Here is a 9,539-nt window from a genome sequence, read left to right on the forward strand (position 1 = left end):
AAACGTAGAGGGTATCGCTACAATATGGTATCAGCTGCAGAAATTATAGAGGAGGAGTCTGCCCATGCCGGGTAAAAGCCTAGAGAACATGCACGTAGCGGTCTTGGCGGGCGGTCATTCCGCCGAGCGCGAGATCTCGCTCGATTCGGGAAAGAACGTTGTGGTGGCACTGAAGGAAGCCGGCTACACCTCGGTGGAGCTGCTTGACACGGCCGCTGATGACTTTATGGTAACCATGGCGACCGGCGGATTCGATGTGGCATTTATCGCCATGCACGGCGCCGGCGGTGAGGATGGCGCCATGCAGGGTGCCATGGAGACCCTGGGTATCCCCTACACGGCCTCGGGCGTACTTGCCAGCGCCTGCGGTGCCGACAAGGAGGTCTCTAAGCTCCTATACGCCAAGGCGGGCATTCCCATTGCCCCCGGCCTTGCGCTCGAGGTGGGCGACGAAGTCGATATCGATCATATCGTCGAGGTTTGTGGCGAGCGCTGCTTTGTGAAGCCGGCCATCAACGGTTCCAGCTATGGCATTTCCCTGGTCCATGAGCCCTCCGAGCTGCCCGCGGCAATCGCCAAGGCGTTTGAGTACGGCGACAAAGTGCTGGTCGAGAAGTGCATCGAGGGTACCGAGGTCACCGTCGGCGTATACGGCGAAGATGACGTGCGCGCCCTGCCGATTGTCGAGATTCGTAAGCCCGAGGACTGCGAGTTCTACGATCTGGACGTGAAGTATGTCGACCCTACGGATATCCATCGCATTCCGGCGCAGATTTCACCCGAGAATTACACTCGCGCTCAGGAACTTGCCTGTGCCGCTCACAAGGCCCTCGGTTGCCTGGGTATCTCGCGCAGCGACTTTATTGTGAGCGAGGACGGCCCCGTTATCCTCGAGACCAATACCATTCCCGGCATGACCGATACGTCGCTGTATCCGGATGAGATCCGCCACACCGACGACATGACGTTCCCGCAGGTCTGTGACAGCCTGATCCGTATGGGCCTTCGTCGAGCGGGCATTGCATGCTAATCGAGGACGCGGTTTCGTCAGGAACGCCGCAGTTTGTCATCGACTCCTATGCCACGCTTGCCGACCGCGCCAAAACGCAGTCCTTCGGCCTTATCGAGGAAGATGTGATTATCCTCGATACCGAGACCACGGGTCTTTCGGTGCAGGACAACGAGCTGATCGAGATCTCGGCGGCCCGTCTTTCGGGCCGCGAGGTCATCGACCGCTTCGATACCTTCGTGCATCCCAGGCAGCTGATTCCCGCCGAGATTACCGAGCTCACGAGCATTACAAATGCCGATGTTGCAGATGCCCCGTCGGCGGTTGAGGCCGTCGCCGCTCTCGCCGATTTTGTCGGTGGCTGCCCGGTGATCGCACACAACGCCACGTTCGACCGCTCGTTTATCGAGTCGGTCAAAGGCGGCGTCAACGTGAGCGATATTTGGATCGATTCGCTGGCGCTGTCGCGCATCGCGCTTCCGCGCCTGGCCTCGCACAAGCTGTCTTTTATGGCCGATCTGTTTGGCTGCGACTCGGTATCACACCGTGCCAATGCCGACGTCGACGCCCTGTGTGGCGTATGGCGCGTGTTGCTCGTGGCGCTCACCGACTTGCCCCAGGGCTTCATGGCGCGCCTAGCCGACATGCATCTGGACGTGCCTTGGTCCTATCGTCCTATCTTCTCATTCTTGGCAGGGCAGAACCCTGGTTCCATCTTCTCTCTCAGCGCCGCTCGTGCTGACGTTCTCAAGGCCGATCGCGCCGACGATCGGGTGGACGCCGATGAACTGCCGGTTCTCAAGATGCCGAGTCGTGAGGAGATCGAGGCAGACTATGCGCCAGGTGGCCTGGTCAATCGCATGTATCCCACCTACGAGCCGCGTGATGAGCAGATCGCGATGGCGCTCGAGGTCCTCGATGCGCTGGTCACGGGCACTCATCGAGTAATTGAGGCAGGCACCGGCGTCGGCAAATCGATGGCCTATCTGGTGCCTTTTGCCGAGGCAGCACGCCGTAACAACATCACGGTTGGTATTGCGACCAAATCGAACAATCTTGCCGACCAGCTTATGTACCATGAGCTGCCAAAACTTGCGGAGCAACTGGACGGTGGTCTGTCATTTTGCGCTCTCAAGGGGTATGACCACTATCCGTGCCTGCGCAAGCTTGAGCGCATGAGCCGCGGCCAGGTCGAGATTACCACCAAGCGCGATCCGGCGGACACGCTCACGGCGGTCGCGGTCATTATGGCGTACGTCTGCCAATCAGCCGATGGCGACCTCGACTCGCTCGGCATTCGGTGGCGCAGCGTCAACCGTCCCGACTTTACGACGGCCTCGCGCGAGTGTGCTCGTCGCCTCTGCCCGTTTTTCCCTGATAAATGTTTGGTCCATGGCGCTCGCCGTCGTGCGGCGCATGCCGATGTGGTGGTCACCAACCATTCCCTGCTGTTCCGCAACGTCGCGGCCGAGGGCAGGATTTTGCCGCCGATTCGTCATTGGGTAATCGACGAGGCCCATTCCATCGAGCGCGAGGCGCGCCGTCAGTGGGCGCGCGTGGTGTCGGCGGACGAATCACGCGTCCTGTTCGAGCGCCTGGGTGGCTCGAGCACCGGCGCGCTAAGCCAGGTTTCCCGTGATTTGGCAACCTCCGAGGGCTCTACGCTCTATCTGGGCCTTACTGCCAAGGCGACGTCGACGGTTGCCCGCGCGAGCATGGCAATCGCCGACGTGTTCGATGGCGTTCGCGAGCTCGGCCGCCGTGCGCGTGGGGGTTATGACAATGCCAATCTATGGATTGGCCCCGAGCTGCGCGAATCAGACGACTGGCATGATTTCTTACAGTCGGCCTACACTGGCATCGACGCATTGGAACAAGCTGACAAGAGCGTCGACGCGCTGGTGCAAGCCGTCGCCGCCGACAAGCCCGAGGTTGTTGTCGACCTGGGTGATATCTCGCGCCGCCTGCACGAGCTGGCCGAGAACCTCAAACTCATCATTGATGGCACCGATGAGCACTACGTGTATTCGCTGCAGGTCAATCGCAGGCTGCGTGCCGGCGGAGAGTCGATGACCGCAGAGCGCATCGACATTGGCGAGGCCTTGGCAACCGAGTGGCTGCCCGAGGTTCACACGGCTATCTTTGCCTCGGCGACCATGACGGTGTCCAAAAGCTTTGAGCACTTTAACCATGCGGTCGGCCTTGATCGCATCGGTGCTTCAACGTCGTCATCGCTGCACTTGGATTCGAGCTACGACTTCGATTCGAACATGGCTGTAGTCGTTGCGGGCGATATCCCCGATCCGCGCGATCGTGAGAGCTATCTTACGGCGCTCGAGCGCGTACTGGTCGACGCCCATCTTGCCATGGGCGGATCGGTGCTCACGTTGTTCACCAATCGGCGCGACATGGAGGACCTATACGCCCGCGTTGAGCCCAAGATGGCCCGTGCGGGTCTGGAGCTCAACTGCCAGCAGCGCAACTCATCTCCTCGTCGCCTGCGCGACCGGTTTATCAACGAACCGACCTCGTCGCTTTTTGCGCTCAAGGCCTTCTGGGAGGGGTTTGATGCCAGCGGCGAGACGCTGCGCTGCGTCATCATTCCCAAGTTGCCGTTCTCGAGCCCCACGGACCCGCTCTCGTGCGAGCGCAACCTGCGCGAAGACCGCGCATGGGCGCGCTATTCGCTGCCCGAGGCGGTGCTCGAGGTTAAGCAGGCCGCGGGGCGTTTGATTCGCTCGTCGACCGATAGCGGCGTGCTGATCTTGGCGGATCCTCGCCTGGTGACGAAGGGCTATGGCAAGAAGTTCTTAACGTCGCTGCCCACGAGCTCCTACCAGCGCATCGAATCGGCGCAGATCGGGCACTATCTACAGCTGTGGCGTGCACGCCACGAGCGGCGGCGCTAAAGCGGACAGACGAGGGTTTTTGCCATATCGCACAGACGCTTTGACAGGGCGGGGTCATCCAAGATGCGGATGGCTCCGCCCGCTGCGATTATCTGGCTCAGCAGCCAACGCTCGGAGCCGTAATGTACGGTTACCGTTGCCATGTCTGTCCCGCTGCGTTCGATTAGGGTGATGCCGGCCCAGTCCAGATGCTCCGCCATATCGAATGGCATCAAGAGCTTTGCGCTACGCTGCGTCCGGGCAAGGGAATCGTGGAGGGATGCAACGTCCGGTGCGTGAGGCACGACGGAGTCTTCCGTCAAGGCGAGTCCCTCGATTTTATCCATGCGATAGGTGCGCTGCTCATCGACCGCGATGTCCCAGGCAATCAGATATGTTTGGTCGCCGTTTGCTGTAATGCGCAAGGGGTCGACCAGACGCTCGCGTGGCCGCGCATCGTCCATCGAGCGATACGAGATACGACAGCGAACGCCGTCCTGAATGGCGCAGCTCAGCTGCTGCCAGTGCGACCCGTGGTTGACGGTGTCAAAGACGTGCTGGTTATAGCCGAGCTCTTCGGGTAGAAGAGCATGTCGAATTCGAGCCGCCGCCTGGGGCTCGATCCCCAACGATTCAAGTTCGTGGTTGAGCACAGCGCCCTCGGCGGCACTCAGGCGCAGCGGTAGTACACGCCCGGCGTCACCGGTGAGGACCACGCGCTCGCCGTGGCATTCGCAGATGATACGCGCACCCGATTCTCGGTCCGCGAGCGTCGAGACGATCTCGAGAATCTCGTCGAGCGACGCCCCCGTGATGTCAAAGCGACTGCAAATCTCGGTTCGTGTCATGCCGCTCTCGCCGGCGGCGTAGAGGGCCTCCATGATGTCGATGGCGCGCGAGAGCCTCTGCTCGCTGGTGAGTTTACGCACGGGCATGCTCGTGCACCGTCCTTTCAATGAGGTGGTTCCACGCCTGCTTGAGCGATTTGGGGGCCATGGGCCTCATGCCGTCCATGGCGTGGGCCATGCAAAATGAGGCGGCGGCTTCAAGATCTCGCACGTCAACGGTCCAAGTCCATCCCGAATCGGTGTGTGCGAGCTCACCTCGCCCGCGCGTGAGGCCGTTGATCATATCGATCTGCGTCTGCGGGGCGAACGAGAACGTAGCCGCAACGGGCGGGCGGTCGGCAAAATCGAATTCAAAGAACAGGTAGTCGCTGAGGTTGAAGTCCGCAGGGATAACGTAGGCCTTCGAAGGACGCCAGGCGCGAACGATACGGTCGCAGCGGAATGTCCTGATGTCGTCGGTGACATTGTCGAGGCCGCAGAAGTACGCCACGCCCTCGCGCTCGAACATGCCGTAGACGCAGACGGTACGTTCTTTCTGCTCGCCGCGTCCGTTCTGATATAAAAATCGCAGCGCGCACCGCTCGGCAAAGGCGCTCCATACCGCATCGACGGTGGGAGAGCGCCAGACCGGCGCATCGTCCACCGCCGACATGCCGGTGAGGTAGGCAATCTTGGAGCGAATATCGGCAAGCGGCGCGGCAAAGGTGGATGAGCCGGCCGCTAACGTCTGGTCGATGGCGTTGAGCAGGATATCGGCGTCGTCTGCGGTGATGAGGCCGCCTGCAGCAAACGTGTGCTCGCGGTCGATTGTCCACGAGCTTTCCTCGGTCTCCTGCGCACCGGCGGGGCGAACCTCCTTGATTAAGATGCCACGCTCGAGCAGTTTGTCACGATCGCGCCGAAACTTGCGCTTATCCGAGTCAATGTTGCCCGAGCCATATCCCAGGTCAGAATCCAAGACGATCTGCTCGGTCGTCAGCGGTTCGGGGGAGCTGCTGAGCACAAAGAAAAGATTGAGGATACGCTGAGCCGTTTTATCGAAACTTGGCTCCGAATTTCCCTTTTTAATTGTCGCGGTCGCGTCGCTTGCCGTCATAGAGTCCTCGCATGGGAAGGTGGTTTGCTGCCATGATTTTAGTCCGATATGGAGATTAGGCTATATCCTTGTCCGCTCGGGGCGTTAAGATGGCCCGAATTCGGTCGTTTGCGCTCGCTCGGGGTATACTTTCGACTATATACGGTTCTAATGTGCAAGCATTGGGCCTATTTGTCGGATTATGGATGTGGAGCGCACATGGCGAACACCCAGAACTATATTAACCACCTGCTGCAGAACACCGGCATTACGCCGGCATGCAGCGAAGAAGAGCGCCTGGCTGCCGAGGATATCGCTCAGATCTTCCGCAACCACGGCTTTGATCCCGAGGTTCAGGAGTTCAATGCCCCGGCGCCCAGTAGATTGGCATTTGCCGTTACTGGCATCCTTGCGTTTGCCGGCGCCCTGCTGATGGGCATCGGCGGCGGTATCGGCTTGGTCGGCACCTTACTGGCCATTGTCGGTGCCGTGCTCTACGTGCTCGAGCGCACGGGCCACCCCGTGGTTTCGCGCCTGGGCAAGACGGGCGTGAGCCAAAATGTCATCGCCTACCACAAGGCCTCGGGCCCGCTTGCGTCTCCGCGCAACCGCCCGGTGGTCGTTGTCGCACACTACGACTCTCCCCGTGCTGAGCTGCTCGCCCGCGAGCCTTATGCTTCGTATCGTGCGCTCATTGCCAAGCTGTTGCCCGTTGCCACGGTTGCCCCCGCTGCCGTTGCCATCCTGCGTATCCTGCCGCTCCCCGGCGCGCTCAAGGTTCTGCTGTGGATTGTCGCGATCCTCGCTTCCCTCGTTGCACTTGTCAACGCGGCAAACATCATCTCTAACCGCCACATTCTTCCCTATACGTCCGGCGCGGTGTGCAACAAGTCTTCTGTCGCCGCTATGCTCGGCGTTATGGACAACGTTGCTCCCTTCCAAGGCGAAAACGAGTTTCCCGACGATGTTCCGTTCGATACCTATTTTGGGGAGCAGAAACGTCGTGCCGAGGAAATGGCGCGCGCGGCGGCGGAGTATGCCGCGGCCCAGCAGCAAAACGACTACGGCAACACCATCGAGTATGAAGAGCCTACCTACGCCGAGGACGAGTTCGGTCAGCCGATTGCTCCCGACGCTCCGGCCGAGCCCGAACAGGGTGAGGCTTTCGACGAGCAGATCGAGGGCTTTGAGGGTGCGTCTGCCGACGAGACGCTGATTGGCGCCATTGTGCCCGAGGATCAGAATCAGGCTGTCCAGGCCGAAGAGTTCAATGACGAGGTTCCCGCTGCCGAGCCGGCGGAGGAGCCTGTCGCGGCCGAGCCCGAGCTCAAGCTCTATCGCAATGCCGCCGGCAACATCCGCTTTGGTTCGGATGCCATCCGTGCGCTCGGAATGCTTCCCGAGTCCTGCACGCTCGATTACGAGGAGGGCGAGGAGCCGACGTTTGAGGCCGAGCCTGCTCCCGTCGTGACGGCGCCTGCGCCCGTTGCCACCGTGGATGATGAGTCTGCCGTGGTTACCGCTGCCGTTGCCGAGCCCGAGGCAGTGTCCGCGATCGATCCCGCGGCAGGACTGGACATTTTGGCTCCCGCCGCGCCGGCGCAAGACGTTGCGGACGAGTCTGACGACGATTACGTTGAACAGCCGAGGCGTGCGTCTTACGAGAGCGATACTGATTTCTCGGCCGAGATTCCCGCGGCAACGCCCCATGCCGATATTGCATCCGCGTTCTCTTCGATTGGCGCCGGCGCTTCCAACTTCTTTAAGGGTGCGCTTGCAAAGGGCAGGAAATTTGTCGACGATTTCGAGGAGAAGCGCGCTGCCGCACGCGAGGCTGCCGAGCAGGAGGCTATCGCTCAGCAGCAGGCAGCCGAGGCGGCACGTGAGCGCGCGGCGCAAGAGTTCGAGCAGAACGAGGCTATGCAGTCCGTGCCCGTCGACGCTGCCGAAGCTACGACGTCCTTTGAGTCCCAGCAACCGGCGTCCGCGGATGTTGTTGAGGCAACAACGTCTTTCGAGGCTCAGCAGCACGTCGATAGCACCATGTCGTTTGATGCCGCGAAGTTCGATTCCACGATAACGTTTGAAAAGCAAGGCACCGCGATTGCCGAGCCCCTTCCTCCTTCCGATGAGCAGGACGACGCGGCAGACGATGACGAGCCCATTGATGCTGCCGCAATCCAAGATGCCGCCGAGGACGAGCCCGTCGAGGCCAACTCTGACGAAGAGCAATACGCAACAGCCGAGCAAGATGATTCGACCGAGGTCGAGCAGGAGGAAGTGCCTGCGGTTTCCGAGGCTCCCGAGACAGATGAGTCGAGGCCTTACTCCACGCAGATTTTCACCATGCCGACCCCGAGTGGTTCCGGTGCCACGGTTGCCGATGTTGCTCCCACCCAGGACGAAACGGTCGATTCCCTTATGGCCCAGATTTCCTCCCAGGCATCGCCGCGTCCGCAGATGAATGTTCCCGATCCGGCGTCAGCTCCGTCGCCTGCACCTTCCTCGTCTCCGCTGGCTTCGGTCCCCGATCCGTCGCTGCCGTCGATGAAGCAGGCAAACGTTGCGTCTCGCACGTCGCTGTTCGACCTTCCCGACCCCTCCGCACAGGTCAACGACCCCTTTGCTACCGCTCAGGGTCCCGAACCCACATCGGCACCCGTTGCGCCTCCTATGCCCGTTGCGTCGGGCGCTCAGCCGATCGAGACCATTTCGGCTCCCGCCCCGGCGGCACCCAAGTCTCGCAAGCGCGGCCTGGGCGGCCTGTTCGGTCGTAAAAAGAAAAACGAACAGGACAGCATGAGTGATTGGCTGGGCGTCGAAGACGATTACGATGCCAAGAAGTCCGGTCGCGGCATCGGTTCGTGGGATAATTTCGAGGACGATAACGATGGCTGGAAGGGCGGCGCTACGTCTTCCGACGGCGCTTCTTCCGAAGATATGCTTTCGGCTGTCGCCTCTATGGGTGACGATGAGCTGCTCGGTCACGATATCTGGTTTGTGGCAACGGGCGCCTCGGATTGTGATGGCGCCGGCATGAAGGCCTTCTTGGCTTCGCATCGCGATAAGCTCCGCGGCGTATTCTTCATCAATCTTGAATCCGTCGGCGCCGGTAGGCTTTCGGTGGTGACGGTTGAGGGCGAACGGCAGCTGCTCAAGGGCGATCGCCGCATCATGAACCTGGTCAGCAAGGTGTGCAAGTCGTTCCATGTCGATTGTGGCGCGCTCGAGATGCCCTATGCCAAGACCGATGCCTACGCCGCGCTCGAGGCGAGCCGCCGAGCCCTCACCATCGCCGGCGTGGACGGCACGCGCCTGGCTTGTGCTCGTACCGAGGACGACCTGCCCCACAATGTCAACCCGACGAACATTGCCACGGTATCCGAGGTCGTGACCGAGGTTATCCGCCGTTCGTAGACGGAGCTCTAAGGAGTCAACGTGTTTTCGTATATTAAGCGCCATTGGCCTGTCTACGTGATTTTGACCTTGATTGCCATTGCGTTGGGGTTTGGAGCCGCCTATATCGTGGGCGCGAAGGGCTCGACCCCCGCCTCCGCAATCAGCGAAGAGGTGGAGCAAGAACAGAGCACGGGTGCCGATGGGATTCATGAGTCCGAGCAAGCAATCGTTGATGGTGGATCTTCGTCTGCAGAGTAGATACGGCGATTTAAATGATTGAAAGCGGGCGAGCCGGGGGACTGGCTCCCCCCCCTTTTTCT

General features: G+C 60.8%; 6 protein-coding genes. 4 read left to right on the plus strand and 2 right to left on the minus strand.

Annotated features, from left to right (window positions below; translation table 11 throughout):
- The first annotated feature begins 64 nt into the window (after positions 1-64).
- Both DW037_RS07355 and DW037_RS07360 read left to right on the plus strand, forming a co-directional pair.
- Positions 65-1,030, plus strand: a complete 966-nt coding sequence (locus tag DW037_RS07355) for a D-alanine--D-alanine ligase (RefSeq protein WP_118373085.1) — start codon at positions 65-67, stop codon at positions 1,028-1,030.
- The gene (locus DW037_RS07360) at positions 1,024-3,918 is read left to right on the plus strand and encodes a helicase C-terminal domain-containing protein (protein WP_118373086.1); all 2,895 of its coding nucleotides are present in this window, start codon (positions 1,024-1,026) and stop codon (positions 3,916-3,918) included. Before DW037_RS07355 ends, DW037_RS07360 begins: the two co-directional genes overlap by 7 nt.
- Here DW037_RS07360 and DW037_RS07365 read toward each other — a convergent pair.
- Both DW037_RS07365 and DW037_RS07370 read right to left on the minus strand, forming a co-directional pair.
- Positions 3,915-4,832: a YafY family protein gene (locus DW037_RS07365; protein ID WP_117716220.1), complete on the minus strand. Its 918-nt coding sequence runs from the start codon at positions 4,830-4,832 to the stop codon at positions 3,915-3,917. The genes DW037_RS07360 and DW037_RS07365 overlap by 4 nt on opposite strands.
- Positions 4,819-5,841, minus strand: coding sequence for a YafY family protein (locus tag DW037_RS07370; protein ID WP_118373088.1), 1,023 nt, complete (start codon positions 5,839-5,841; stop codon positions 4,819-4,821). Before DW037_RS07370 ends, DW037_RS07365 begins: the two co-directional genes overlap by 14 nt.
- Positions 5,842-6,039: 198 nt before the next feature.
- On the opposite strand from DW037_RS07370, the gene DW037_RS07375 reads away from it, so the two are divergent.
- Both DW037_RS07375 and DW037_RS07380 read left to right on the plus strand, forming a co-directional pair.
- Complete coding sequence (locus DW037_RS07375) at positions 6,040-9,237, plus strand: hypothetical protein (protein ID WP_118373089.1); 3,198 nt, start codon at positions 6,040-6,042, stop codon at positions 9,235-9,237.
- Between the two features lie 21 nt (positions 9,238-9,258).
- A complete protein-coding gene (locus DW037_RS07380) occupies positions 9,259-9,477 on the plus strand; it encodes a hypothetical protein (RefSeq protein ID WP_117584015.1) in 219 nt (72 codons plus the stop codon).
- Positions 9,478-9,539 lie beyond the last annotated feature (62 nt).

The organism is Collinsella sp. AF39-11AT, from assembly GCF_003474585.1.
GTDB lineage: Bacteria > Actinomycetota > Coriobacteriia > Coriobacteriales > Coriobacteriaceae > Collinsella.

Bases quoted from the DNA above. Each gene is read 5' to 3' on its own strand.
- DW037_RS07360 (WP_118373086.1), top strand. From the start codon at position 1,024: ATGCTAATCGAGGACGCGGTTTCGTCAGGAACGCCGCAGTTTGTCATC.
- DW037_RS07365 (WP_117716220.1), bottom strand. From the start codon at position 4,832: ATGCCCGTGCGTAAACTCACCAGCGAGCAGAGGCTCTCGCGCGCCATC.
- DW037_RS07375 (WP_118373089.1), top strand. From the start codon at position 6,040: ATGGCGAACACCCAGAACTATATTAACCACCTGCTGCAGAACACCGGC.
- DW037_RS07370 (WP_118373088.1), bottom strand. From the start codon at position 5,841: ATGACGGCAAGCGACGCGACCGCGACAATTAAAAAGGGAAATTCGGAG.
- DW037_RS07355 (WP_118373085.1), top strand. From the start codon at position 65: ATGCCGGGTAAAAGCCTAGAGAACATGCACGTAGCGGTCTTGGCGGGC.